The organism is Hymenobacter sp., from assembly GCF_036387835.1.
In the GTDB taxonomy this organism is placed as follows: domain Bacteria; phylum Bacteroidota; class Bacteroidia; order Cytophagales; family Hymenobacteraceae; genus Hymenobacter.
Genome location: NZ_DASVSY010000074.1, coordinates 1 through 24305, shown reverse-complemented (window position 1 = coordinate 24305; position 24305 = coordinate 1). Strand labels below are relative to the sequence as shown.

General features: G+C 53.7%; 25 protein-coding genes. 13 read left to right on the top strand and 12 right to left on the bottom strand.

The window, feature by feature from the left end:
* Positions 1–8: 8 nt before the first annotated feature.
* The 3 genes from VF639_RS14350 to VF639_RS14340 all read right to left on the bottom strand — a co-directional run bounded on the left by VF639_RS14350 (position 9) and on the right by VF639_RS14340 (position 2178).
* Positions 9–377, bottom strand: coding sequence for a hypothetical protein (locus VF639_RS14350; protein WP_331146607.1), 369 nt, complete (start codon positions 375–377; stop codon positions 9–11).
* Between the two features lie 77 nt (positions 378–454).
* Complete coding sequence (locus VF639_RS14345; RefSeq protein WP_331146606.1) at positions 455–1249, bottom strand: hypothetical protein; 795 nt, start codon at positions 1247–1249, stop codon at positions 455–457.
* A gap of 104 nt (positions 1250–1353) precedes the next feature.
* Positions 1354–2178, bottom strand: coding sequence for a 2,3,4,5-tetrahydropyridine-2,6-dicarboxylate N-succinyltransferase (locus VF639_RS14340; RefSeq protein WP_331146605.1), 825 nt, complete (start codon positions 2176–2178; stop codon positions 1354–1356).
* A 137-nt stretch (positions 2179–2315) separates the two neighbouring features.
* Between VF639_RS14340 and VF639_RS14335 the strand changes: the two genes are divergently transcribed.
* The 4 genes from VF639_RS14335 (at position 2316) to mnmE (ending at position 7165) form a co-directional block, all read left to right on the top strand.
* Positions 2316–3515, top strand: coding sequence for a glycosyltransferase (locus VF639_RS14335; RefSeq protein ID WP_331146604.1), 1200 nt, complete (start codon positions 2316–2318; stop codon positions 3513–3515).
* A 98-nt stretch (positions 3516–3613) separates the two neighbouring features.
* Positions 3614–4624 (top strand): 3-oxoacyl-ACP synthase III family protein, encoded by a 1011-nt coding sequence (locus tag VF639_RS14330; protein ID WP_331146603.1) that lies wholly within the window; start codon positions 3614–3616, stop codon positions 4622–4624.
* A gap of 137 nt (positions 4625–4761) precedes the next feature.
* Positions 4762–5427, top strand: coding sequence for a metal-dependent transcriptional regulator (locus VF639_RS14325; protein WP_331146602.1), 666 nt, complete (start codon positions 4762–4764; stop codon positions 5425–5427).
* Positions 5428–5776: 349 nt separating this feature from the next.
* Positions 5777–7165, top strand: a complete 1389-nt coding sequence (gene mnmE / locus VF639_RS14320) for a tRNA uridine-5-carboxymethylaminomethyl(34) synthesis GTPase MnmE (RefSeq protein ID WP_331146601.1) — start codon at positions 5777–5779, stop codon at positions 7163–7165.
* Between the two features lie 123 nt (positions 7166–7288).
* Here mnmE and VF639_RS14315 read toward each other — a convergent pair whose 3' ends face one another.
* On the bottom strand, positions 7289–8188 hold the full coding sequence (locus VF639_RS14315; RefSeq protein ID WP_331146600.1) for an aldo/keto reductase: 900 nt from the start codon (positions 8186–8188) through the stop codon (positions 7289–7291).
* Positions 8189–8694: 506 nt separating this feature from the next.
* On the opposite strand from VF639_RS14315, the gene VF639_RS14310 reads away from it, so the two are divergent.
* Positions 8695–9981 carry a citrate synthase gene (locus VF639_RS14310; protein ID WP_331146599.1) on the top strand — a complete coding sequence of 429 codons (1287 nt, stop codon included), beginning with the start codon at positions 8695–8697 and terminating at the stop codon, positions 9979–9981.
* 76 nt (positions 9982–10057) lie between these two features.
* Here VF639_RS14310 and VF639_RS14305 read toward each other — a convergent pair whose 3' ends face one another.
* The 7 genes from VF639_RS14305 to lepA all read right to left on the bottom strand — a co-directional run bounded on the left by VF639_RS14305 (position 10058) and on the right by lepA (position 17192).
* Entirely contained in the window at positions 10058–10420 is a 363-nt protein-coding gene (locus tag VF639_RS14305; RefSeq protein WP_331146598.1) for a hypothetical protein, read from the bottom strand.
* 349 nt (positions 10421–10769) lie between these two features.
* Complete coding sequence (locus VF639_RS14300) at positions 10770–11129, bottom strand: hypothetical protein (protein WP_331146597.1); 360 nt, start codon at positions 11127–11129, stop codon at positions 10770–10772.
* Between the two features lie 298 nt (positions 11130–11427).
* Complete coding sequence (locus VF639_RS14295) at positions 11428–13371, bottom strand: OmpA family protein (protein ID WP_331146596.1); 1944 nt, start codon at positions 13369–13371, stop codon at positions 11428–11430.
* Positions 13372–13382: 11 nt separating this feature from the next.
* Entirely contained in the window at positions 13383–13964 is a 582-nt protein-coding gene (locus VF639_RS14290) for a 7-carboxy-7-deazaguanine synthase QueE (RefSeq protein ID WP_331146655.1), read from the bottom strand.
* Between the two features lie 216 nt (positions 13965–14180).
* On the bottom strand, positions 14181–15092 hold the full coding sequence (locus VF639_RS14285) for a bifunctional 5,10-methylenetetrahydrofolate dehydrogenase/5,10-methenyltetrahydrofolate cyclohydrolase (protein WP_331146595.1): 912 nt from the start codon (positions 15090–15092) through the stop codon (positions 14181–14183).
* Positions 15093–15104: 12 nt separating this feature from the next.
* Positions 15105–15293, bottom strand: coding sequence for a hypothetical protein (locus VF639_RS14280; RefSeq protein WP_331146594.1), 189 nt, complete (start codon positions 15291–15293; stop codon positions 15105–15107).
* 111 nt (positions 15294–15404) lie between these two features.
* Positions 15405–17192 carry a translation elongation factor 4 gene (lepA, locus tag VF639_RS14275; RefSeq protein ID WP_331146593.1) on the bottom strand — a complete coding sequence of 596 codons (1788 nt, stop codon included), beginning with the start codon at positions 17190–17192 and terminating at the stop codon, positions 15405–15407.
* A 384-nt stretch (positions 17193–17576) separates the two neighbouring features.
* On the opposite strand from lepA, the gene VF639_RS14270 reads away from it, so the two are divergent.
* The 7 genes from VF639_RS14270 to VF639_RS14240 all read left to right on the top strand — a co-directional run bounded on the left by VF639_RS14270 (position 17577) and on the right by VF639_RS14240 (position 23014).
* Complete coding sequence (locus tag VF639_RS14270) at positions 17577–17984, top strand: GlcG/HbpS family heme-binding protein (RefSeq protein ID WP_331146654.1); 408 nt, start codon at positions 17577–17579, stop codon at positions 17982–17984.
* Between the two features lie 382 nt (positions 17985–18366).
* Positions 18367–19218 (top strand): hypothetical protein, encoded by an 852-nt coding sequence (locus VF639_RS14265; protein ID WP_331146592.1) that lies wholly within the window; start codon positions 18367–18369, stop codon positions 19216–19218.
* Positions 19219–19330: 112 nt separating this feature from the next.
* Positions 19331–19684, top strand: a complete 354-nt coding sequence (locus VF639_RS14260; protein WP_331146591.1) for a hypothetical protein — start codon at positions 19331–19333, stop codon at positions 19682–19684.
* A 181-nt stretch (positions 19685–19865) separates the two neighbouring features.
* A complete protein-coding gene (locus VF639_RS14255; protein ID WP_331146590.1) occupies positions 19866–20723 on the top strand; it encodes a carboxypeptidase-like regulatory domain-containing protein in 858 nt (285 codons plus the stop codon).
* Between the two features lie 365 nt (positions 20724–21088).
* Positions 21089–21802, top strand: a complete 714-nt coding sequence (locus VF639_RS14250; RefSeq protein WP_331146589.1) for a ScyD/ScyE family protein — start codon at positions 21089–21091, stop codon at positions 21800–21802.
* A gap of 404 nt (positions 21803–22206) precedes the next feature.
* On the top strand, positions 22207–22386 hold the full coding sequence (locus tag VF639_RS14245; RefSeq protein WP_331146588.1) for a PDDEXK family nuclease: 180 nt from the start codon (positions 22207–22209) through the stop codon (positions 22384–22386).
* Positions 22387–22408: 22 nt separating this feature from the next.
* Positions 22409–23014 carry a Uma2 family endonuclease gene (locus VF639_RS14240; RefSeq protein ID WP_331146587.1) on the top strand — a complete coding sequence of 202 codons (606 nt, stop codon included), beginning with the start codon at positions 22409–22411 and terminating at the stop codon, positions 23012–23014.
* Between the two features lie 55 nt (positions 23015–23069).
* Here VF639_RS14240 and VF639_RS14235 read toward each other — a convergent pair whose 3' ends face one another.
* On the bottom strand, positions 23070–23531 hold the full coding sequence (locus VF639_RS14235; protein WP_331146586.1) for a DUF6188 family protein: 462 nt from the start codon (positions 23529–23531) through the stop codon (positions 23070–23072).
* A gap of 117 nt (positions 23532–23648) precedes the next feature.
* On the opposite strand from VF639_RS14235, the gene VF639_RS14230 reads away from it, so the two are divergent.
* Positions 23649–24305: cobalamin B12-binding domain-containing protein (locus tag VF639_RS14230; RefSeq protein WP_331146585.1), on the top strand; the 657-nt coding region annotated here is incomplete at its 3' end.

The window sequence follows — 24305 nt, the reverse complement described above, 5'->3', positions numbered from 1 at the left end:
GGTCTTCTTTATTGGCAGAAGGTTAAAATGTTATCATTTTGGCTTATCGTAGGAGGAGCATTTGGAGAAATGCCGCTGTTGATATAACGGGGCACTTCTATACGAAGGCAACGCTCTGAAGTCGGGTCATGGGGCAAGAACTTAATGTCTTTTATGGTTAATCCTACTACTTCAGAATCGCCTGTCCACAATTGGATGCGTGAAGGATTTTTAAACCATCCATTTGATTGGTACAGGTACAAAATCAATGATTGATGAGGATCTAGAAATCCCTCTGACCATGTCTCTTCCTCGAATTGCAGGAATAAGTCGCCTTCGGGGTCGAGGGACAAACCGCCTTCTTCAGCATGACGGGGAGCACCTATGACATAGAGCATGAGTACTAGCAGACCAACCGCCCCTAAACACCACCACTTCATCACTATCCGCTTTGAGAGTGTAAGGAAAGCTCCTTCTAATTAAGCGTAATAGCAAAAGGACCGTTCTCCTTGCCTAAGAAGTAGAACATCGCCACCTTATCGACTACCCCGCGGGCCAGAGCCGAGCAGGAGGCATCTATTACTTGGCCATTCTTAACCATGATGAAGCTTACGGCTTCGCCCGGCAGCGCGCCATCGGCGCCTACAGGTGGCACCGGCGTCAGGAACTTGTGCGGCACGATGCGGATGTCTTCCTCCGCGGGGAGATGCAAGGTAGGGTCGTTTTTGCGGGGCTTGAAACCGAAGGTGGGCGAGTACGAAAAATTAGGGTTGTGCACCCAGTCGCCGTTGAAGATGTAGTACTCGTCGGTGCCAATACGGACGAATTCGCGCACCGAGCAACGAACAGCGATGCGCGGAGCGGCCGGGTTTTGCAGGGCTTCGAGCAACTGACGGGTGCGGGTGGGGTCAGATACATCGACGAGGGGCTGCTTGAGGCGGGCGTGCGCCACTATTTCGCAGCCGGCGTACAGGTTGAGCAACTGCTGGCGCCACTCGTGCAAAGTACCCAGGCGCTTGGCTTCAGCCACTGAAATATCGGGCAGCGTGTACGTATACGGACCCGCTAGCGCCACCCCATCGGGGCCATTGGCTACCGACCACTCCACTAAGTAGCAGGTTTGCTTGCGCCCATCTACCCACGGCAGCTCCGTGTTGTAAATCACCTTGGTTTGAATAGCGGACGGCGCGTATTCCAGCTCGTTCGCCAGGTACAACCGAATTTCCTCACGAGCTTCCGCGGCGGAAGCAGGATTGACTTTGAAGTTCATTGGAATAATGCTTGTACTTAGTACTAGTGCTTAGTGTCCAGATTGTTCTAAGTTAAGTAACTAATAGAACGACCTAAGTACAACGCACTAGGCACTAGATAAAGTTAAACGGCTACGTTGTGCTCGCGCAGCGCGTCGTTGAGACTGGTTTTCAGATCGGTACTAGGTTTGCGCTGCCCGATAATGAGGGCGCAGGGCACGTGGTACTCGCCGGCCGGAAACTGCTTAGGCAACGAGCCCGGAATAACTACCGAGCGAGCCGGCACGTGGCCGCGATACTCTTTGGGCTCGGCGCCCGTCACGTCGATGATGCGGGTGCTGCCCGTGATGGTTACGCCCGCGCCAATTACGGCTTCCTTGCCCACGAAGCAGCCTTCTACCAAGATGCTGCGCGAGCCCACAAAGGCTCCGTCCTCTACAATCACGGGGGCAGCCTGCACGGGCTCCAGCACTCCGCCAATGCCTACGCCACCGCTCAGGTGCACTCCCGCCCCAATTTGCGCGCACGAGCCCACTGTGGCCCAAGTGTCTACCATAGTCCCCTCGCCTACCCAAGCACCAATATTAACGTAGCTGGGCATCAGAATCACGCCCGACGCCAAATAGGCTCCGTAGCGCGCCGTAGCCGGTGGCACCACCCGTACACCCTGGCCGGCGTAGTCGGTTTTCAAACGCATTTTGTCGCGGTACTCAAAGGGCGGCAATTCCAGCGTTTCTATTTGCTGAATAGGAAAGTACAGAATGACGGCCTTTTTCACCCAGTCGTTTACCACCCAGCCACCTTCCCGGTCGGCGGCGGGCTGTGCCACGCGCAGACGACCCTTATCAAGCTCTTCAATAACGTGGTGAATGGCGTCGGTAGTGGCGGCTTGGGAAAGCAGGCTACGGTCGGCCCAGGCCGCCTCAATAATTTGTTGCAAATCGGTCATGTAGGTTGAATGGTTGGTTGTTGATTGCTGAGTGTTAGTTGTTGGAGTTGATTGCTGATCAATCAGCCCTAACAATCAACCACCAAATAATCGACGATCAGCAATTCCATCCCAAACTTACCATCTTCGCGGGCAAGATGCCGCCTCCAACTTCCAGTTCTGGTCCGCCAATTCGTATTATTCTGCTGGCCTCCGTCCTTAAACCCCTGGACGACACCCGGATGTACGGCAAATTTGCGCGCACTTTGCTTGCTCGGCCCGATACGACCGTGCACGTAGCCGGCCGCTACGCCCCCCCACCCCCGACGCCGGCCAACCTGCACCTACACAGCTTGCTGCAAGGGACGCGCCTAAGCTGGGCCCGCCTAGGTGCTCAGCATCGCTACTGGCAGCTACTACAACGCCTGCGCCCCGACCTAGTGGTGGTACACGCACCCGAACTACTGCCGCTTACCATATTGTGGCAACGGCTGGGCGGCAACCGTCGGTTTCTCTACGACATCCGCGAAAACTACGCCCTCAATGTGGCTACTCAGCGTGTGTACGGCGGCTTCACGCGTCGTTGGCTGGCCGCTGGGCTGCGGTGGGTGGAAACCCGTGCTGCCCGCTGCAGCACCGGTTTGCTCTTGGCCGAAGAAAGTTACGCCCAGGAGCTGCCTTTTCTGGACGCTGTACCAGCAGACCGCGTCGTGCTACTGGAAAACAAGTATCAGCCAGCACTTAACGAAGCTCCCGCTGCCCAGCCACGACCTTTGCCAGCGGCCCATGAACCGCTGCGCCTGCTGTACTCGGGCACCGTTTCCGAACTGAACGGCATTCAGCTAGCCTTACAACTTGCCGAAGAGCTGCACCGGCGGCGGCCAGGTGGTGTCTTGCTTACCGTCATTGGGTTTTGCCAGCAGCCCGTCTTGCTGCAGACGTTACGCCGGTTAGAGCAAACCAACCCTGCCTGGCTTCGATTAGTGGTGCACGGTGCCACGCCCGTCGCGCACAGCGCCATCGTAGCCGAGATCCAGCGGAGCCATGTGGGGCTTTTGCTTTACCAGCCCCACCCTAGCTCGGAGCGTTGCCGACCCACCAAGCTGTTTGAGTACCTGGCCCACGGCCTGCCCATGCTAATTCCTGCTAATCCGCTTTGGGAAACCTGTATTCGGCGTCACGAGGCCGGCATCGTCGTTGATCTGCACGCCATACCGGAGGCGGCTACGGCCCTATTAAAAGCAACAGAGTTGCCTGCGAGCAGTCAGCCAGTTTTTTACCTGAACGGCATTCCCGAGGAGGCTTTTTGGGCTTCGGAAAGCACAAAATTACGGCGCTTGGTTGATTCCATAGAGTAACTGCCGACCTTTGCCGGCCGTTACAGAACAGGACTGCGGGGTTTTAGTACCTTCGGCTCCCTTTTCCGTCTCTTCTCTCTCCCAAAATCTCCCTCTCTATGTCCACTCTTCGTTTTTCCGAAATTGCCGGTGTCGGCCACTATGTGCCTAGTCGCGTAGTCACCAACGCCGACCTCACCCAACTCATGGATACGACCGAAGAGTGGATCCAGGAACGCACGGGCATCCAGGAGCGGCGCTGGTTCGAGGAAGGCAAGGACACCACCGCCAACATGGGTGCCGCTGCGGCCCGCAAGGCCCTGGAAATGGCCGGCCTCACTCCTGATGATGTGCAGATGATCGTCTTTGCCACGCTTTCCCCCGATTATTTCTTTCCGGGCTCGGGCGTGCTTCTGCAACGCGAGTTAGGCATTCAGGCGCCGATTCCGGCATTCGACGTCCGCAACCAGTGCTCGGGCTTTGTATATTCCTTGAGTATGGCCGACCAGTTCATACGCACCGGCATGTACGATACGGTGCTGGTAGTCGGCTCGGAAATCCACTCGTCAGGCCTCGACAAAACCACTCGCGGCCGGGGGGTATCCGTGATTTTCGGCGACGGGGCGGGCGCCGTAATACTGCGGCCAAGTACGCGCGAAGGGCATGGCATTCTGAGTACCCATTTGCATTCCCAAGGCGAGTTTGCCGAGGAATTGATAGTACGCGAGCCCGGCTCTAACCGGGAAGACCGGGTGGAATACGTGGTGGCTCACGAGTTAGATATGTATCCCTACATGAACGGCCAAAACGTGTTCAAGCACGCCGTGGTGCGTTTTCCCCAGGTTATCAAGGAAGCCCTCGATCAGAACGGCTACCAACCCCAGGACATCGATTTGCTGATCCCGCACCAAGCCAACCTGCGCATCACCCAGTTTGTGCAGCAGAAAATGGGCCTCTCCGACGACAAGATTTACAGCAACATCCAGCGTTACGGCAATACCACGGCTGCCAGCGTACCAATTGCGCTCAGCGAAGCCCTGCAAGAAGGCCGCATCCAGCGCGGCGACCTGGTTTGCCTGGCCGCCTTTGGTTCCGGCTTCACCTGGGCCTCGGCCCTGATTAAATGGTAGTTTTCATTTAACAATTAACATTTATCATTTAACAGTTAATAGTTAACAGCTTGTCATTTGATTTTCATGCGCCCAATCAACTGCTTGAAGGGCATGAGAAATTGTTAAATGATAAATGTTAATTGTCGAATGTGCCCATGCCCAGCTTCACTGAGGAAAACTATCTGAAAGCCATTTACAAGCTAGCCGAGGCCTCTCCGGGCTCCGAGGTGAGCACTAATGGTATTGCGGAGGTGCTGCAAACGCGGGCCGCCTCGGTGACGGATATGTTGCGCCGGCTTGGAGAAAAGGGACTATTGCATTACCAGCGGTACCGGGGCGTATCGCTCACGCCCGAAGGCCGGCAATTGGCCCTGCTTACTATTCGCAAGCATCGGCTGTGGGAAGTGTTCTTGGTGCAGAAGCTAGGCTTCAATTGGGACGAGGTTCACGAAGTAGCCGAGCAGATGGAACACATTCACTCCCCGCTGCTCGTCCGCCGCCTCGACGAGTTCCTAGGCTTCCCACGCCTCGACCCCCACGGGGACCCTATCCCTACCGAAGACGGGGCCGTGCTACGCCCTCAAAATCGTCTCGTTGCCGACCTCGCTCCCGGTGATAACGGTTGTCTGATGGCCGTTAAAAATACGTCGCCGGCCTTCCTTCAATACCTTGACAAGGTTGGCTTAAAGCTAGGCTCGCATATTGAAGTACTGGATAAGATAGAGTTCGACAACTCGTTAGAAATCAAGATAAACAGGAAATCAGTGGTTATGCTTTCGCCTGAGGTCGGGCGTAATTTATTCGTAGCCGGTCAGGCATAGGTTCTTAGCCAACAGAGTGTGAAGCGCAACAGGCTAGCTGGCCTTAGAGCCTAGCCAAACAGGCAAAGAAGAACGTCATGCAGAGGCGCAGCGGAAGCATCTCGCGCTGAGGTTGCAATGGTAGTGTTCTGCTTCATCTAGCGTCCGCATAGGCGTAGTTGGAGTCGAAGCATCTCGCGTGCTGGCACTAAGTTAGTAATCTAACGAAGCGAGCGAGATGCTACGCCTATGCGGACGCTAGATGAAGCAGAACGTTCTCTCTTGCTAGGCTCCTAGTCTTACAAAACTCTAACGCTGCCGCACACGCGTCCCTTGCGTACCTTTGCGGCCCGCATTACCCATTCTGTCTGTGGCTGCTCTTCCTCCCGCACTTTCCGATACAATTGTTGCCCTTTCCACGCCTCCCGGCGCGGGAGCTATTGCGCTGGTCCGGCTTTCGGGCGCCGAGGCCATTAGCTTGGTGGCTGCTGCCTTCACAGGTAAGCCCTTGCTCGAACAACCCAGCCACACCCTGCACTTCGGTACCATTCGCGACGAAGGCCGGATCCTGGACGAAGTAGTGGTTTCCCTGTTCCGGGCGCCCAACTCCTACACCCGCGAGGACGTGGTGGAAATCAGCTGCCACGGCTCCGATTATATTGTGCAGCAGTTGCTGCTACTTTTCACGCGGCGCGGTGCCCGGCTAGCCGAAGCCGGCGAGTTCACCAAGCGCGCCTTCCTCAACGGCGCCTTCGACCTGGCCCAGGCCGAAGCCGTAGCCGACCTCATTGCCGCTGACTCGCAGTTGTCGCACCAAGTAGCCATGCAGCAAATGCGCGGCGGCTTCTCGCGCGAATTGAAAGATCTGCGGGCGCGGCTGGTTCAGTTTGCGGCCCTGCTAGAACTGGAGCTTGACTTCGGCGAGGAAGACGTGGAATTTGCCGACCGTAGCGGATTATTGAAGCTGCTTGAAGAAGTCCGGGGGCTGGTGCGCCGCTTGTTGCGCTCCTTTGAGTTGGGCAACGTCATCAAGAACGGCGTCACGACCGTTATTGCCGGCCGTCCTAATGCCGGCAAAAGCACCCTGCTCAACGCCCTGCTCAACGAGGAACGCGCCATTGTTTCCAGCGTGGCCGGCACCACCCGCGACATGATTGAAGACGAAGTGAGCATCGAGGGAATTCGCTTCCGCTTCGTAGATACGGCGGGCCTGCGCGACACCACCGACGTGGTAGAATCCATTGGCGTAGAGCGCACCTTGCAGCGAGTTAAGCAGGCTGCTTTAATTATTTATCTGTTTGATTTGACGGAGACTACGTCCACTCAACTTCAAGCAGAGATTGAAGCTCTTAACTTACCCTCAGCCACTCCGGTACTAGCTATTGGCAACAAGCTCGACGTAGCTTCCGAAGAAGAGTTAGCCGCCTTTCAAACCCGATCGAACACCGCCCTAATTGCCGCCAGCCGCGGCGACGGCCTCGATGAGTTACGCCAGCTTCTACTAACCCAGGTGCGCGCTGATGGCCTCGACCGCACCGGCAGCAGCACCATCGTTACTAACCTGCGCCATGCCCGCAGCCTCGACGCCGCTGCCCTCGCGCTTGATGCTGTATTAGCTGGATTAAATGCTAGCACCGGCACCGAGTTGCTGGCCGCTGACTTACGCCACGCCTTAGCCGCGCTAGGTGAAATCACCGGCGAAATATCTTCCGACGATTTGCTAACCAGCATCTTCACCCAGTTCTGCATCGGCAAGTAGAGCTTGAGACGAAAGGTGAGAAGGTGACAGGCAAACGTTGAAACCTTCTTTATCCCCATCGACAGCCTCTAGTTTGTCAATTCGTTGGTCCTGTCACTTGTTGCCTCCTCACCTATCCCCTGCTTACCGGTGCTGTTCGTAAGTAGTAGCAGGTAGTGCCAACTGAAGTGCTTGCACTTCAGCACTGGCTAATGGAGTTGCCGCAGCTATAGACAATGCATCCGCTAATTGCTGCCCGGTGCGAATTCCTAACACAGCCGACGTTAGCGCCGGATGATGCAATACAAAGCGTGCTGCAACTTCCGCCATGGAACGTTGACTGGATTCGCTCAACTTCTGGACTGCCGAAGCGGCTTGGGCCACTTCCTCCGCCGAGTAATTCAGGTAAGCTTTGGACGGTTTATTAACTAGCAGACCCTGCGCCAGACTTCCCCGCGCCAGCACGGCTATGTTATGCTCCTGCAGCAAGCTGAGGCTGCTTTCCTCTGGCCGCCGGTCGAGCAGGCTGTACTGCATCATTACGCTGGCTATATGGGAGCGTTGCACGTACTCGCGGATAACGTTGGGGCGGATAGACGAAATGCCGTATGCTCGGATTTTGCCCTGCTGCTTCAGCAACTCAAAGGCCTCTATAATAGCATCTATGGGGTCATCGAGGGTGCCGCCGTGTAACTGGTAGAGGTCAATATAGTCGGTATCGAGGCGGCGGAGGCTGTGCTCTACTGCTTCAAGCAGATACTCCTTGGAAGGCACCCAATCCCAACCGCTGCCATCGGGCCGCCAAGCGTTGCCTACTTTGGTGGCAATAACCACTTCCCCACGCCGGCTCTTGAGAGCCTTGCCGACCATAACTTCATTTTCACCTTTCTGATACAAATCAGCAGTATCAAACAAAGTAATGCCTTGGTCGAGGGCTTGGTGCAGCAGGGTGCGGTTGGCGGCATGGTCGGAGCCGAGCGACATGCAGCCGAAACCGACTTCACTGACTTGCAAGTTGGATCTTCCGAGCGTGTTGTACTTCATGCAATTCGGTGAAAGACGAGAGGTAGCTTCTTACTCCTTACAAAGCCCCTAAGTTTTCTTTCACTTAACGCCAGTAGGTAGCTACTCGCTCCCCCTTGCTAAAATCCTGCTGATGGTTTGTAAACCGACTGCGGTAGTTGCTGGTTGTTTTGCCTTATAAGGATTGCACTGTCCTGGTTTCCATGGCTTACACATCTTACCCGTTCAACTCACCCAACCAGATTACCTGCTGAGGCTTCAATGCTGTTGAATGAGCTGTACAATCAACAAAGTGTTAAGACCAGATTACTACATGGAATTGAAGCGCGAATTTTCGCCGTTTTATCACTGAAAATACGGTTCAGACACTGCGTATTTTACCGGACTGTGTTTCTTTGCAGGTACTTTCTTTTCTCTCACAACATACCAGGGCGCATAGCAGTATAGAACTCGACTGGTTTTCCGGCTTTCCGGCTTACTCGTTATTCTTTAGCTTCGCCCCTGAACCACCCTTCTACCCCTCTCCTATGGCAGAGTCTGCTGAGATTATCCTCGACGGGAAATCGTATACCTTACCCGTCATCGAAGGCACCGAGCACGAAAAAGCATTCGACATCGGTAAGCTGCGCGACCAGACGGGCTACGTAACCCTTGATTCGGGTTACAAAAATACCGGCGCCACCAAAAGCGCCATCACCTTCCTCGACGGCGAAGAAGGTATTCTACGCTACCGGGGTTACCCCATTGAGCAGCTCGCTGAAAAGTCGACTTTTTTGGAAGTAGCGTACTTGCTCATTTATGGCAAGCTGCCCAACAAGGCTGAGCTCGACGAGTTCAGCCTCCAAATCACTAAGCACACGCTGGTACACGAGGACGTTCGCAAGATATTCGATGGCTTCCCGTCGGCGGCGCATCCTATGGCTATCCTGAGCAGCCTCATTTGTGCCCTTACGGCGTTCTATCCCAAGAGCATCGACCCCGACCAGAGCGCCGAGGAAATGAACTTGAACATCCTGCGCTTGATGGCCAAAATATCGACCATCGCCGCCTGGACCTACAAAAACTCGCAGGGCCACCCGCTCAACTACCCCCGCAACGACCTCGACTACACATCGAACTTCCTGTACATGATGTTCAGCTTCCCTACCGAGAAGTATGACATCAACCCGGTGGTAGTAAGCGCCCTCAACAAGCTGCTCATTCTGCACGCCGACCACGAGCAAAACTGTTCGACTTCTACGGTCCGTCTGGTAGGCTCGGCCAACGCCAGCCTCTACGGCTCGGTTTCGGCCGGTATTAACGCGCTGTGGGGTCCGCTGCACGGCGGCGCCAACCAGGAAGTGGTGGAAATGCTGGAAGCCATTCAGGCCGACGGTGGCAACACTAGCAAGTTCATTGCGAAAGCCAAAGACAAGAACGATTCGTTCCGTCTGATGGGCTTTGGACACCGCGTGTACAAGAACTTCGACCCACGGGCCAAAATCATCAAGAAAGCAGCCGATGAGGTGCTAACGGCCCTCGGTATCAACGACCCGCTACTAAAGATTGCGCAGGAACTCGAGCAAGCGGCTCTCACCGATCCGTATTTCGTGGAGCGCAAGCTTTACCCGAACGTAGACTTCTACTCCGGCATCATCTACAAGGCTATTGGCATCCCAACCGAAATGTTCACGGTGCTCTTCGCTATGGGCCGCCTCCCCGGCTGGATTGCACAGTGGAAGGAGCTGCGCGAAAACAAAGAGCCTATTGGCCGCCCGCGTCAGATCTACACCGGTGAACTTGAGCGCGACTATGTAAGCATCGAAAACCGTTAGATCTTATTTCAAGATCAGGCAACAAAAAAAGCCTGCTCCTTTCGGGGCAGGCTTTTTTTGTTATTTAGTTAATTGCTTAGCGGCTGCTCATTGCCATGAAGCTGGCCTTGTTCTGGTTGTAAGCAAGCATTTGGCGCGGCCCGATGATGGCGGTCAGATCCCACTCGTAGTGAGCCTGCAGCTCAGCTATCTGTTGATCAAGGGCGGCGGGGTCGCTAGCAAGACGGGTTTTTGCATCCTGCATATTGTTGAGTAAGCGCAAATTCAGCTGACGCACTTTCACGTACTGGCCCTCGCTAAGCTGGGCTTTCTGAGCTAGTTGTCTTGCCATTTGAGTAGCGCGAGCATTTGGGTTGTTTTGGTCACCGGAACCGGCTTCCACTACATGGCTGGTACCAGCCACTGCCAACAGCACTAAGAAAGTAAACAGGTTTTTCATAACGGGGATTTTTTAAGTGAAAGGGAATGGACTACTGGCGAGCTTCTTCAAGCAGGGTAGTTGCCTGCTGAAGCGTTGTACTAAATATACAACATTATTAAATTAAGTCAATATAATTTGTTGAATTTTTTGATTGTATTTCTAGGCAACCTCGGAATACTTCTATAGCGTATAAAAGAGATTTTGCAGTGCTGATGCTATCTACTCGCTTTAGGCGTAAAGTGCAAAGTAAAGGTTGAGGTACGGAGTGCTGTTTCTTAACTCTACACATGCTGCTTCTACCCTACAAGTCCTGTTTTTTGGCATCCGGTAAGACGATGTAAAGCAAACTTACCGGATGCTGTTCTTCTTAATGGGGGGCGCTTAGGGCCGTCATGTTGTTGCGGGCCTGATTGAACATTGCCAATTGTGCGGGGCGCATAATAGAAGTTAACTCTAATTCATAGCGAGCTTGGGCTACGGCGAGCCGCTCATCAAGAATAGCTGGGTCCGACGCGAAACGATTTTTGATGTCCTCCATCTCCGTAAGCATGCGAATGTTGAGGGTCTTCACCTTCAGGTACTGCCCCTCATCTAGCTTCGCTTTCTCCACTTGGATGCGAGTAAGCGAAGTAGCGCGAGTTTTAATAGAAGATTCTTTGTCGCCGCTGGCGTAAACAGTAGCACCTAAGGCTAGAATGATACCCGTCAGAAGAAAAGCTTTTTTCATGTGATAATAAGTTGGGATGGAGAAATGAAGTCAATGGGCTTGCTGATGCTGTGCTTCGTGATACTTCGCTACTGTAAGGGAAGTACAATTTTAAGTGGCCCAAATATACGGTAATATTTAAACAAGCACAGAAAATTTATAATTATTCTAATCTAATACTTACGCTAAATTGCATTGTTGCCTTCAGTATCAATAGGTTAATATTCTTATCACAAAGGAATACTACAAACGGAAAAAGTCCGACAACGTTGGTTGTCGGACTCGGTAATTTGTATTTGCCTTACTGCTACTCTCTTTTCTAGAGAATTCGCAACTCAATCCGCCGGTTTTGCTGACGATGGCTGTCAGAATCATTTGCTACGAGCGGCTTACTTTCCCCGTATCCTTTGAAGCGCAACCGTTCGGCCTTTACTCCTTGGCTAATCAGATAGGTGTAAACTGACTTTGCTCGGTTTTGCGATAAGCCTAGGTTATCGTCATCCGACCCAACATCATCGGTATGACCGCTTACCTCTACTTGCACCTCCGGATACTGCTTCATAAACCCAACCAACCGGTTCAATTCGGTCCGGGACTTAGGCTTTAGCTCGTACTGCTTGGTGTCGAAAAACAAGTTGTTCAATACGATGCTCCGGCCAGACCGCACGGGCTCTAAATAGATATCGAGCGTGAGTGGGTCGAAGTTCTTTTTATCGGTGTAGTCGAAGCTTAAACTCTTCATCAAGTACTTGTCGGCAGCGGCGTACATAGCATATTGGCGGCCTTCATTGAGAACCACGGTATAGTCGCCGCTTTCGAGGTCGGAGCTCACGTATTGAGTTAGCTCATCGGTATTCAGGTCGTAGAGCTGCACATCGGCTTTGATGGGCTTCTTGGTGAAAGCATCAAAAACCCGACCTTGGGTGTAAGTGCTGGTTTCGCGCGGCCGGATCTGCTCAGGCACCTCGAAACTGAACAGCTCCACCGGCCGTTCCCGCTCCGTACGCACCCCCGATTCAGCAGCTCGGGAGCGGGAACAAAAGCCCCGGCGGTTGTCGGACGAGATAAAAAGCGACGCTTCATTCTCGTGTGTGTTAAGCGGATAACCCAAGTTCACTGGCTCGCTCCAGCGCCCGGCAGCTTGCAACTCACACCGAAACACATCGAGTCCGCCCATGCCCACTAGCCCATCCGTGACGTAGTAGAGCGTGGTACTACTGGCGTGAATAAACGGGGCCATGTCTTTTCCCGGCGTGTTGACGGGCTGCCCAACGTTGCGGGCAGGGCTCCAATTACCATCGGCGCCGAGGGTGGTCACGTAAATGTCTTCCTGGCCTTGTCCGCCACGCCTCGTCGAAGTGAAGTAGAGCGTACGGCCATCAGCAGAGAGTGTAGGCTGCGAGTCCCACTCGACCGAATTCACTGTGCGCCCTAAATTTTGGGGCTTGCTCCAGTTGTTGCCGGTGCGGCGCGAAATATACAAGTCGCAGTTGCCCACCGAATTGGGCCGGTCGCAGGAAGCAAAAACCAGGGTTTTACCGTCGCCGGAAATGGCGCCCGCGCCTTCGTTGTAGGGTGTATTGATGAAGGGAGAGATAGATGCGGGTGCACCAATGCTACCGTCCTTGTTCATCCGGGAGATAAACAGGTCCTCCCCACTATCAGCGGCCGGCCGGCCCGTGAAGAGCAGGAAGCGGTTGTCAGCAGTTAGGGCCGGGAAGTATTGAAAGCGAAAGGTGTTAAGAGGAGCCGCTAATCGTTCGGGTTGCACGCCTATGGGCGTGGCCATGGCTTTTGCGGCAAATTCGCAATTCAGCAATTGGCGCTGGGCGCGAGCGGCATTGCGCTGTCCCTTAGGGCCACTTTTGATTACTCTTTTATAGCTCTCAGCAGCAATGGGATATTCCCCAAAACTCATGGCTAATTCCCCAAGCGTGAAATAATCGGCTGCCCGATTGGGGTCCATGGGTAGCTTAGCCAGCCCGTCGCGGTAAGCCTCGAAGGCCGGGCGGTTTTCGCCCATGGTCTTCAGCAGCGAACCACGCAACAAGTGTGGCTCGCCTAAAGAAGGAAACTTCTGATTGAGCACCGTTAGCGTCTCGATAGCCTTGTCGAAGTCTCGGTCTTTCATTTGGGACTGAGCTTTGTCCCACAGGCTACGAGCCTTGGTGTTGGCAGTAGCTAACGTGGCCTGGGCAGCCGCCCCTAGCGGCAGCAGCAGTACGCAGGCTAGTAGCAACGGCACGGATAACAATCGGCGCATAAAGCAGAAGCCTAAGGAATATCGAGGAACTTATGAGTCTGTAGCGATACCTGCCAACGCGGATTTGCCTTCACGTAGTCTACTATGAGAGGCATCATTTGCGCTGATTTACTCCATTCCGGCTGCAGGTACAGCCGACACTCTGCTCCCACCAACGCCGCATGCTCCTCGGCCCAACGGAAATCCGACTTATTGAACACGATAATTTTCAACTCATGCGCCTGCGCCAACACGGACGGCAACGGAGCCTTGAACTTCTTAGGCGACACACAAATCCAATCCCACTCGCCACTCAACGGATAAGCGCCGCTGGTTTCAATCCAATTCTGACAACCCGCTGCGTGCAAAGCATGCGTCAGGGGCCCAAGGTTATGCATAAGGGGCTCGCCGCCCGTAATCACTACGTTACGGCCAGCGTGCGCCGTAGCCGCCGCCACAATATCCGGGATGGCTACGCGCGGGTGGGCATCAGCGTCCCACGACTCTTTCACGTCGCACCACACACACCCTACATCGCAGCCACCAAGGCGCACGAAATAGGCGGCGCGACCAGTGTTATAGCCCTCACCCTGAATGGTATAAAACTGCTCCATAAGGGGCAGTGCGGGTGCCAGGGCTTCGGGGGGAGTTGAGGCCACCAACACAAGAGGAAGTTCGTGCAGCAAAATCGGGGTATTCAATACAAGTAAAGCCAGGCTGTTGGCCGTTACTCCGAACGTGAAACTGCCCGATGTTCGTTCCCCCAACCCGACTCTAAAAGTAGTACAACGCCCTGAAATTCAAAAGCTCTGCTCCATAATTATTGGATTCTAGCGCGGATAGATCTCTCCTTTGCAGGCTTTTAGGGTATTAAGTAGTAACATGGCAATAGTCATGGGCCCAACTCCGCCCGGCACCGGTGTAATGTAGGAAGTAAGCGGCGCCACGGCGGCAAAGTTTACGTCTCCCTTCAAAGCCCACCCCGATTTGCGTGTTGCATCCTCCACCCGCGTAGTGCCCACGTCTATCACCACGGCACCAGGCTTCACCATATCGGCCGTTACGAACTCGGGCCGGCCCAAAGCGGCTACTATAATGTCGGCCGTTTGGGTGATACTAGCTAAATTTTTGGTGCGTGAATGGCATAAAGTAACGGTACAGTTACCGGGCTCTAAGTTCTTAGCAAGCAGAATACTAACTGGAGTACCTACTATATTACTACGCCCGATTACCACGCAGTGTTTGCCATCGGTCGGCAGCTCGTAGCGGCGCAGCAACTCCACAATACCCGAGGGTGTAGCAGGCAGCAGCGCCGGTAGCCCGGCCACCATCCGGCCGATGTTCATCGGGTGAAAGCCATCCACGTCTTTCTCGGGCCGAATGGATTCAATCACCTTCTCCGAAGAGATATGGCGGGGCAGCGGCAGCTGCACAATAAAGCCATCGATATCGTTGTCTTGATTCAGTTCCTCCACCTTAGCTAGCAGCTCGGCTTCGGTGATGTCGTCTTCGTAGCGCAGCAAGGTGCTTTCGAACCCGACCCGCTCGCAGGCCAGTACTTTGTTGCGCACGTAGGTTTCGGAACCCCCATCGTGGCCGACGAGGATGGCGGCCAAGTGGGGCACTTTGCGGCCAGCCGCTTTTAGAGTTGCTACTTCGGCAGCAATTTCAACTTTGATATCCTCGGCAGTTTGCTTGCCGTTGATGAGGCGGTAAGTGGTGGCGTCGGGGGCAGTGGTCATAAGTGGTATGTTTTATTCAAGGAAAATACCATCGATTTTTTTGGATCGATTGTGTTTTAGAATAGAGGCGGTGCCAGTCTCCATCAGTGCTTTTTCCAGGGCAGGCCAATCATCCCGCCACCGGAACTTTCGCTCCTGACCTTTGATAATCTTCTCTAGTTGAGCTTCGCTCGTACAGTTCTCGGTAAGGCTTGCAGGCATTGGAGTGAGGGTAAATCATAGCACACCATGTTAAGAAGTGTATGAGGTAAAAGAAAAAAGAAATCTATCGGGCACAAAAAACGCGGCTTTTTCCAAGCCGCGTTCCAAGTATCAATCAATTTTCAACACCGCCAAGAAGGCTTCCTGAGGTATTTCTACGGAGCCTACCTGGCGCATTCGCTTCTTACCTTCTTTCTGCTTTTCGAGCAGTTTGCGCTTCCGGCTGATGTCACCACCGTAGCACTTGGCAATTACGTTTTTGCGCAGGGCCTTCACAGTTTCGCGGGCGATGATCTTCTGCCCGATACTGGCCTGAATGGCAATTTCGAACATCTGGCGGGGCAGCAGTTCGCGAAGCTTTTCGCAGAGGCGGCGGCCCCAATCGTAGCTCTTGGAGCGGTGCACGATAGCGGACAGAGCGTCTACCTTCTCGCCATTGAGCATGATATCAAGCTTCACCATGTCGGACTCACGGAAACCGATCAGCTCGTAGTCAAGGGAAGCGTAACCGCGGCTGATGGTCTTGAGCTTGTCGAAAAAGTCGAACACGATTTCCGACAGTGGCAGCTCAAAGCTCATTTCCACCCGCTCAGAGGTCAGGTACGACTGGCCTTTGATGATGCCGCGCTTCTCCATGCACAGCGTGATGATCGGGCCCACGTAGTCGGCGGCCGTGATGATCTGGGCTTTGATGTAAGGCTCCTCAATCAGCTTGATCATGTTCGGCTCCGGCATTTCCGACGGGGCGTTGATGGTCAGTTGCTGGTCTTTGGTGCCAATAGCGTGAAACTGCACCGATGGTACGGTGGTAATGACCGTCATGTCGAACTCACGTTCCAGGCGCTCCTGCACGATTTCCATGTGCAGCATGCCGAGGAAGCCGCAACGGAAGCCAAAGCCGAGGGCCGCCGAGGTTTCGGGCTCCCACACCAACGAGGCATCGTTGAGTTGCAGCTTTTCCATGGCGGTGCGCAGTTCCTCATACTCGCTGGTTTCGACGGGGTAGATACCGGCGAATACCATGGGTTTCACATCCTCGAAGCCGTGAATTGCTTCCTGCGTTGGGTTGTGTGTGTGAGTAATGGTGTCACCAACCTTTACCTCACGCGCCTCTTTGATACCCGAAATCAGGTAGCCCACGTTGCCGGCCGCCATTTCGGGGCGGGGCTCCTGGTTGAGGCCGAGAATACCGATTTCGTCGGCGCCGTATTCTTTGCCGGTGGCCATGAAGCGCAGCTTGTCGCCTTTGCGCATGGTGCCGTTCTTGATGCGAAACAGTACCTCAATGCCGCGGTAGGAATTGAATACCGAGTCGAAGATCAGTGCTTGCAACGGAGCCTGCGGGTCACCCTTGGGGGCCGGAATCCGCTCCACAATGGCACTCAGAATATTTTCGATGCCGATACCGGTTTTACCGGAAGCATGAATGATATCTTCGATATCACAGCCGATGAGGTCCACAATTTCGTCGGACACTTCTTCGGGCATGGCGTGGGGCAAGTCAATCTTGTTGAGGACAGGAATGATTTCCAAATCGGCACCGATAGCCAGATACAGGTTGGAAATCGTCTGGGCCTCGATGCCTTGGGAAGCGTCTACAATGAGCAGGGCGCCTTCGCAGGCGGCAATGCTACGCGATACTTCGTAGCTAAAGTCAACGTGACCAGGCGTATCAATCAGGTTCAGCGTGTAGATTTCGCCTTTGTAGGGAAACTGCATCTGAATAGCGTGGCTTTTGATGGTAATGCCACGCTCCCGCTCCAGGTCCATGTTGTCGAGCAGTTGGGCCTGCATGTCGCGCTTGGCCACGGTAGAGGTAAACTCCAACAGACGGTCAGCCAAGGTACTCTTGCCGTGGTCGATATGGGCAATGATGCAGAAATTGCGGATGTTCTTCACTAGAGGCAGTTTTTTCCAACTGCGAAGGTAATCAAAACGGGCTGCAAATGCTAGCCAGACCATGCTATTAGCACTTGCTAAACTAGGTTCGGCCGCTATTTTCCAGTTGATGCACGGAGTTGTAGGCTGTAGCACGAAGGTTGTGCTTCGCGCATCGTGGCACGACTAGCACTACATCCTACCCATGATAAGTGGCAACTGCAAAGCTTAAGCTTGGCGCTAAGCCTATATGCGGGCCGGCATTCCGCCTGAAAATTGCTCTTGGCTTCACTATCGCGCCAAACACAGTTATATACTGCCTCCATTCTGGGAGTATATCTAAACAAGCTTGATGAAAATACCGTTGTTGACGAGGTAATTTCTCTCATCAACAACACAACCAGTATGGGCATCACCCTCAAACAGGCGCAAACGGCCGTGCAGGCCGCACACGAAAAAGCTATTGAAATGGGCGTCAAGATGAATATCGCCGTAGTCGACTCCGGCGCTAACTTGGTGGCTTTCATTCGCATGGATGATGCCTGGCTAGGCTCTCTCGACATAGCCATTAAGAAAGCCAAAACGGCCCGCTTCTTCGACATGCCCACGGGTGCCATTGGTGGCCTCTCGCAACCGGGCGGCCCGCTCTACAACATCGAGCACTCCAACGGTGGCCTCATCACCTTTCCTGGTGGCATTCCTTTAAAGAACAGCGAAAGCCAGATTTTCGGCGCTATTGGCGTGTCGGGTAGCACTGTAGAGGACGACCACGCCGTGGCCGAAGCCGGTGTGCAGGCCCTGCAAGGAGAGTAGCCTTTAGTAAAGCAGCACACTTACTGTAAACCTGATTACTGCCTTCGGCTTCAGCACCTAAGTGCTCTGGCTTGTTGGCATCTGGTTTGGTGAGTGATGTACTTCAGGTGACTTATTGTTTGATTTTGGGCTTTTAAGTGGCCTTCAAGAATCGTACAACAACAGCCGAGTTGCCCGTGAGGCAGCTCGGCTGTTTCATTTTAGTTTTACCTGACTAAGTAAAGCCCAACCTTATCAGTAAATAATTATATATTTATTCTCTTGTGAAGCGTATTATCAGTACATGACTTAACAGCATCAGAGGGGCGTAAAATCAACTAAGATGGTTTTATGGCAAGCTGATCTTGTAACTTATCCATATTTTTGACGCTTACCTGCTGCTATGGATTCTTCGTTTACTACTACTGCGTCTCTTTCGGAAAGCGATTCTAGGAAAGCCACTATTGCGGCTATCAATGCTACGGCATTGTATGTGCTGACGTATTTACTGGTTCAAGGCCTGTTTCAACTAGCTACTATCGGCATGGCCACCCGTATGGGCATCAGTAGCATTTGGCATCTAAGCCGGCTTGAGTTTCCTATTGCCGACTCGGCTTGGTGGCCTTCCGCCGTCATTGCAGTGTATGGCATTGGTCCAGCATTAAGCTTGAGCATAGGTTTGGCTGCTGCATTCTGGTTCTGGAAACGGGCCCGGCTGCAACGCGGCTTGTTTAAGCTTTTTCTGTTTTGGGTGATGCTGCACGGCTGCAACCTGGCCCTAGGAGCGCTAGCCGTTGATACCCTTACGCAGTCGGGAGTGTGGTACGTGCCGAGTTGGCTATTCATGGCCGGCAATGCGGTAAATGTGGTGCTGGCACTGCTTGCCGCGCTACTGCAAATCTGTTTGGGATACGTAGCGGCTATAGCGTTTCTGCACAGCCACGACTCCATCACGCTGATGAAGCACTCGAACCGCCGCCGCTTGCTGTTGGGTACGCTGGTAGGACCGTGGCTGGTAGGCAGTTTGGTGCTGGCGGCTTTGCAGTGGCCCGAGCAGACCCTGAACGAGCAATTGCGGGTGCTTTCCATGCTTTTGCTGATAGGTCCCGTTTACATAGCCGCCACCAATGAGGCGTTCGAAGCAACAGTACCCCTTCCAGGCAAAACGCGCGTTATTAAAAGTTTGCTGGTACTCCTGGTCTTGGCGTTACTCACGTGGCGCCTGGGGCTGCACAGTGGCTTGCATTTCAACTAAGCTTGCTTTTGTTCACCAAAGCAAGCTGAGCCTTAACTCCTCGGGGAGCAGCGCGTACATAACTCGACAAGCCAAATGGCCTGTTCGCAGTACGTACTTAACCTCCCGAGCCATGAGCATAGAACTGAATCCCGCCGCCGTAAAATTTGCCCAACGGCTTATTGAAGAAGGCAAACTGAAAAACGATCAAGGCCAGTGGGATGAGCACAACCCCGATACTAGCGCCGAAAACAAGTTTCTGGATCAGCACGAAATAGCCGAGTATGGCCAGTGGCACTTGGGCCTAGACATGAGCAAAGGCGAAGACACCAAAGGCCGCTACCACTTCCCCTACGGCGACTTCGCAACCGTACACCGCGACGGCTTGATTGCCGCCAAAGAGCGGGCTGCTCAGCAAGGCTATACCAACATTGAAAAGGCCGCCGACGAGCTGTTGCAGGAGCTTGAAAAACAGGCCGCAAAGTAATACGCACAAAAACGCCGGGCTTTGGTCCGGCGTTTTGCTTTATTTATAAACTGAATTTTCCCACCTTGTCTTATACTTCTTTTTTATATCTTTCCAAGCCACTATGCTGTAATCAGCTTACCAAGGCTTATATTACTATACTTATTTACTGTTGAACACTCTATTTCTTTCGCTTCGCCTTGTGTCAGCCTACCGGTTGCTTCTGGTCTTTCTGTTAAGCATCAGCGTTCATCTGGCACAGGCTCAAACCAAAATACTTGAAGGGCAAGTGCTGAATGCTCGCACAGCAGAACCGGTGCCCTTTGCTACGCTAGGCGTACCGGGCCGGGGCCTTGGCACCGTGGCCGACGAGCAGGGTAAGTACCTGCTGCGCCTCCCTCCTAGTCTGAGCGACACGCTTATTGTTACCTGCGTGGGCTTTACCCGCGAGGTAGTTCTGCCTACTGCGTTGGCTACCGGCCAGCGGATATTCCGACTAGTTCCGCAAGAGCAGGCCCTCCGTGAAATAAAGGTGGAGCACCGCCGCCTGCACCCAGCCCTGCTAGGCAACACCAAGCCGAAAGGCGACATTTTCTGGACTGGAGGTTCTAGCGGCAAAAGAACCGTTGATACGGAATGGGGCTGGGAATTTGGTGTCCTGCTAAAGCCTACCCGACGGACCTACTTGGAAGAGTTTCACATCTTTTTGTCGGCCAACAACTACGAACTGCTCCGTTTCCGGCTGAACCTATACGCCGTGGAGCAAGGTCGGCCGGGACGGGCGCTGCTGGCGCAGGATATTCAGTTGGTGTGCACCAAGCAGCAACGGGGCTGGATAACCGTGGATCTGCGACCGTATGAGGTGCTGCTGGAAGGACAGCCGGTAATGGCTACCGTGCAGTGGCTGCAAAGCGAAAAGATTGATCCGGAGGATAAGTACTTCTCAATTCCTGTAACCCGTCAGGCGCGGCAAGTCATGGTGGAACGTGAGAACAGCCAAGCCGCCTGGACCATCCACGACATGCAGCCGAGCCTGTACTTCACCGTTATGACGGAGTAAGAAACAACCTCTGAAATGACGCTAACCGAGAAGCTGTTAGGCCTGTAATTGCCGCCCGACCTGCTATTTATATAAGAGTACGCTCGGTTGTAGAAAATCAAACCTCTGAGACGCTGCTAAAGCCACGTTCAACCGGCGTTGACTGACGGCACTAGCTAACGAAACAGGCAAGGTTCTTTGGAGTAGTTAAACTGATAGAGAACTAAGGTGCCGCGTAGTCATCTGAGAGTTTGCAGCATCGCATCTACGCATTTAGAGGAGCAGCGCCGCGTAGCGGCAGCGAAGTAAAGCTGCTTGAATTCCGGCTGTCACTGTTTAAGCTGGTAACCTAACGACTTGGCCCTTAGGCATAGAGGCAGACCTTGGTGATACAAATTAATAGACACCTGCTCTACGATGATGGCACGCTCTACATCCTGGAAGGGGGCACCGGCAGGCTCTACAGTGTCGACGTATCTTCGTTTAGACCGGGCGACCCGCCACGGGCGGCGCAAAACCTGGTGAGTGAAGACATTGGCACTTTTGTCCGCGCGCAGCGGCTCACCAACCCTGTCAACACCAACCTCTACAACCTGACTTTTGGTCCGGATGGCAGCCTGTATATTGTGGATTCGGGAGCTAATGCCATTATCAAACGCAACAGCAACACGAAGGCCCTGAGCGTATTTGCTCGCCTGCCCAATGTTACACCCACGGCGGAGGCTGTCCCTACAAGCATCGTGTATAATGGGCAAAAATTCCTGGTGAGTACCCTGAGCGGGGCGCCGTTTATTGCGGGCACCGCCAAAATATATCAGGTTGATTTGGCTGGCAACGTCAGCGACTTTAGAAGCGGCTTTACCACCCTGACGGACATTACCTTATCGGACAATAACAATCCCATCGTCACGGAGTATGGGCGCTTTGCTCTCTCGCCTCCCCCACCTGGCTTCGTAGCCCGCACCGGCCGCATAGCCAACGGCGCCGGAACTGCCCTGTTAGACCTGCTGGACAGACCCACCGATATCGAGCGCGCCAGTCCCCGGACGTACTACGTGCTCAACAATGGCGACGGCACCATACAGAAACTAACGTACTAACTACCAGCGCCACTATAAAATGTAGCTTCTACGAGCAAGCAAATGCCCAACCGGCTCCGGTTGGGCATTTGCTTGCTCGTAACAGTTTGGATTACCGGGCACCAGAACTGTAACTTTAGATCTACCTGGCAGCTGACTGTATAAGAACACGTACTTCGACTGATGAAGCATTGCCACCAGAGCTTAGGCTGCGGCTGCTAGAATTGGCGCAAATCTTATGCAAATTTATGCTTCCGATAAAGTGCCCTAGTTCCTGAGCGGCCCGCGTCTAGTCACGATGTCCAACAAGCAATTCCTTGAATTTTGTTGGCAGCACGCTGACTTACCCACCATACGTACTGCCAACCACAGTTTGTGGTAAAACTGAAATCATCTTTTGACTCTACAAAACCCCACAAGCCAAAATGCCCAACTGGCTCCGCAACGGCGCCCGACTGGCCTGGCTGCTGGTGCCTGAGACAGAAACCTCTTATATCTACCGCCCCGACCAATTGGACCCGGAAGTTGTGCAAGGTTTTGACAACGAGCTTTCCGACGAAGAAGTACTACCAGAGTTTCAACTGCGGCTGGAGGAACTGCGGTAATCTTACCTACTACATTTAACTCATGCATATCACTCTCCTTCCCAACGAAGCACCGCTGGTATTAAGCGGACCAGGTTTGGCGCAAATGACAGACGACGAATTTTTCGATTTCTGTCAGCACCATCCTGATTTACGTATCGAGCGCACGAATCTTCACGAAATCCGAATTATGTCTCCTACGGGCAGCCTTTCCAGCCAGCGTAATGCTGAGATTACCTTTCAGCTAAGCCTGTGGAACCGGGAGTATCGTCTGGGGCGAGTATTTGATTCTAATGGAGGTTTTCGACTTCCCGATGGTTCTATGCGGGCTCCCGATGCCGCTTGGCTGGCAAATACTCGCTGGGACGCACTGACGCTGGAGCAGCAAAAGAAGTTTGCGCCGGTATGCCCGGAATTCGTGCTGGAGCTGGCATCCGAAACCGACAACACAACCGACCTGCAAGTGAAAATGCTCGACTGGCTTCGCAATGGTGCGCAACTGGCCTGGCTCATCGTGCCCGAAACGGAAACCGCCTACCTCTACCGCGCCGGGCAGCCAGAGCCGGAAGTAGTGCAAGGCTTCGACAACGAGCTTTCCGGCGAAGCGGTGTTGCCGGGATTCCGGCTGCGGCTGGCAGAGCTACGGTAGAAGCTCCTCACTGTTGTAGCTGCCTCTTTTCTATTTGCTGTATTTCCAACGCAGTTTATCTACCGCTTGCTTCATACATAAATCCATTATTTGGTTCCACCCAATAATATCCGGCTCCTTGATAACCAATAGACCAGCTTTCAGAATCCGAAAACGGCGCGTCGTTCCAAATTTGCAAAGCACGACCTGTGTCGAAACGGATGGCTAAATCTCCCCATTCTGAAAGTGTGGCTTTGGTGACCTGAGTGCCTTCCAATGCTTTTAGTGCGGGTTCCAGAATCAATTCAGAGTCGTTGTGCCATGTGCAAATGATGGCGTCTCCTTCAATAATCCGCCAAGCGCAGCATACCATTAGAGAAAATTCCCCCTGCGTTTCGTCGGTGGGTAATGCTGGCCCGAATTGCAGGGTAAAAATTGAGCCCGTACCACTTCCAGCTCGGCTTCGCCATACAAGCTGGCCCTGTATAAGTTGTATGATCTGCTCAACCTCGTTGAATTCTACATTGCGTTGCTTCATAGAGCGCTAAAGGAATTGATGATTCGGCAGTTGCTACGGTTAAACTTACGCAAATCCCCCTGCCGGGGCTTTTTTCGTACCTTTGCTGCCCCAAATTCCACCCAATTCCCACCTGCGATGCAAGTAGCTCCCGTAGCTCCGTATAAGCCTTTGAACCACGTTCGTATCGTGACGGCGGCAGCCCTGTTTGATGGGCACGACGCCGCCATTAATATCATGCGCCGCATTATCCAGAGCAGCGGCGCCGAAGTTATTCACCTGGGCCACAACCGCTCGGTGCAGGAAATCGTGGATTGCGCCATTCAGGAAGACGCGCAGGCCATTGCCATTACCTCCTACCAAGGCGGCCACAACGAGTATTTCAAGTACATGCACGACCTGCTTCAGGAGCGCGGCGCGGGCCACGTCAAGATCTTCGGCGGCGGCGGCGGCGTGATTCTGCCCACCGAAATCGAGGACCTGGAGGCGTACGGCATCACCCGCATCTACTCCCCCGACCACGGCAGGGCCATGGGCCTCCAGGGCATGATCAACGATTTGCTGGAAAAGTCTGACTTCCCGACCGGCCAGAACCTGAACGGCGAAGCCAGCCACGTCAAGGAGAAAGACGCCCGCAGCATCGGCCGCTTGATTTCGGCCGCCGAAAACTTCCCGCAGGAGTTCGAGCGGGTGAAGGGCCAGCTAATTGCAGATTTCCAGACTGCTGAAGGTGGCAACGATCAGCGCCTCGACCCCCCTTCTACGGAAAGCAAGAAAGCGCCCATCTTGGGTATC

Coding starts and splice junctions, on each gene's coding strand:
- VF639_RS14305 (WP_331146598.1), bottom strand. CDS start 10,420: ATGAAAAACCTGTTTACTTTCTTAGTGCTGTTGGCAGTGGCTGGTACC.
- VF639_RS14280 (WP_331146594.1), bottom strand. CDS start 15,293: ATGCCTGCAAGCCTTACCGAGAACTGTACGAGCGAAGCTCAACTAGAG.
- VF639_RS14245 (WP_331146588.1), top strand. CDS start 22,207: ATGCCCAACTGGCTCCGCAACGGCGCCCGACTGGCCTGGCTGCTGGTG.
- VF639_RS14235 (WP_331146586.1), bottom strand. CDS start 23,531: ATGAAGCAACGCAATGTAGAATTCAACGAGGTTGAGCAGATCATACAA.
- VF639_RS14325 (WP_331146602.1), top strand. CDS start 4,762: ATGCCCAGCTTCACTGAGGAAAACTATCTGAAAGCCATTTACAAGCTA.
- VF639_RS14290 (WP_331146655.1), bottom strand. CDS start 13,964: ATGGAGCAGTTTTATACCATTCAGGGTGAGGGCTATAACACTGGTCGC.
- VF639_RS14265 (WP_331146592.1), top strand. CDS start 18,367: ATGGATTCTTCGTTTACTACTACTGCGTCTCTTTCGGAAAGCGATTCT.
- VF639_RS14315 (WP_331146600.1), bottom strand. CDS start 8,188: ATGAAGTACAACACGCTCGGAAGATCCAACTTGCAAGTCAGTGAAGTC.
- VF639_RS14345 (WP_331146606.1), bottom strand. CDS start 1,249: ATGAACTTCAAAGTCAATCCTGCTTCCGCCGCGGAAGCTCGTGAGGAA.
- VF639_RS14340 (WP_331146605.1), bottom strand. CDS start 2,178: ATGACCGATTTGCAACAAATTATTGAGGCGGCCTGGGCCGACCGTAGC.
- VF639_RS14310 (WP_331146599.1), top strand. CDS start 8,695: ATGGCAGAGTCTGCTGAGATTATCCTCGACGGGAAATCGTATACCTTA.
- VF639_RS14260 (WP_331146591.1), top strand. CDS start 19,331: ATGAGCATAGAACTGAATCCCGCCGCCGTAAAATTTGCCCAACGGCTT.
- VF639_RS14335 (WP_331146604.1), top strand. CDS start 2,316: ATGCCGCCTCCAACTTCCAGTTCTGGTCCGCCAATTCGTATTATTCTG.
- VF639_RS14295 (WP_331146596.1), bottom strand. CDS start 13,371: ATGCGCCGATTGTTATCCGTGCCGTTGCTACTAGCCTGCGTACTGCTG.
- VF639_RS14240 (WP_331146587.1), top strand. CDS start 22,409: ATGCATATCACTCTCCTTCCCAACGAAGCACCGCTGGTATTAAGCGGA.
- VF639_RS14300 (WP_331146597.1), bottom strand. CDS start 11,129: ATGAAAAAAGCTTTTCTTCTGACGGGTATCATTCTAGCCTTAGGTGCT.
- VF639_RS14350 (WP_331146607.1), bottom strand. CDS start 377: ATGCTCTATGTCATAGGTGCTCCCCGTCATGCTGAAGAAGGCGGTTTG.
- VF639_RS14330 (WP_331146603.1), top strand. CDS start 3,614: ATGTCCACTCTTCGTTTTTCCGAAATTGCCGGTGTCGGCCACTATGTG.
- VF639_RS14285 (WP_331146595.1), bottom strand. CDS start 15,092: ATGACCACTGCCCCCGACGCCACCACTTACCGCCTCATCAACGGCAAG.
- VF639_RS14270 (WP_331146654.1), top strand. CDS start 17,577: ATGGGCATCACCCTCAAACAGGCGCAAACGGCCGTGCAGGCCGCACAC.